We start from the raw sequence: 717 nt of genomic DNA on the forward strand, positions 1-717 counted from the left end.
GTTTCTATGTCTGCACTTGTCACCAACGTCCTCACCCAGGTCTGCATTACACTGATTGCGGTGGCCGGCGTTTACGTTCTCACCGGTCTGACCGGTATGTTCAGCCTGGGGCAGGCGGCCTTTATGGCCATCGGCGCCTATGCTTCCGGCCTGCTGGTCATTCGCCTTGATGTTCCTTTTGCCCTGGCGGCACTGCTGGCCGTAGTCATGGCCACCAGCATCGGTTATCTGATCGGCTATCCCGTGGTGCGCCTGCGCCGGGACTATATCTCTCTGGTCACCCTGGGCTTTGGCGAAGCCATCGCCGCCCTGCTGAACCGGATGACCACCCTCACCGGCGGCGCTTCGGGCCTGACCGGTATTCCCCGCAAGGTCACCCTGAGCATTGCGCTGGTATCTGCCATCGTGGCCATCGCCCTGGCCGCTTTCTTCAAATCCAGCAAATACGGCCGTCAGTGCGTCGCCCTCAAGGGGGATGAGCTGGCCGCCAAAGCCATGGGCATCCACGTGACCCGCATCAAGATGATCGCCTTCCTGCTCAGCGTGGCGCTGACCAGCTACTCCGGCGTTCTGTATGCCTTCTATATGTCCTACGTCGACCCCTCCGGGTTCGGCTGGAAGAAGAGCGCCGACTGGGTCATCATGGTATTCTTCGGCGGCGTCAACAGCCTGACCGGCTCCACCCTGGGCGCCTTCATCCTCAGCGCACTGCCCCAG

At 61.6% G+C, this 717-nt stretch carries 1 protein-coding gene; it reads left to right on the forward strand.

What is annotated here, in order from left to right:
• Nucleotides 1-6: 6 nt before the first annotated feature.
• Nucleotides 7-717: branched-chain amino acid ABC transporter permease (locus H6B10_RS14835; protein ID WP_204652291.1), on the forward strand; the 711-nt coding region annotated here is incomplete at its 3' end.

This window comes from Gemmiger formicilis, from assembly GCF_016901605.1.
Taxonomy (GTDB): domain Bacteria; phylum Bacillota; class Clostridia; order Oscillospirales; family Ruminococcaceae; genus Gemmiger; species Gemmiger formicilis_B.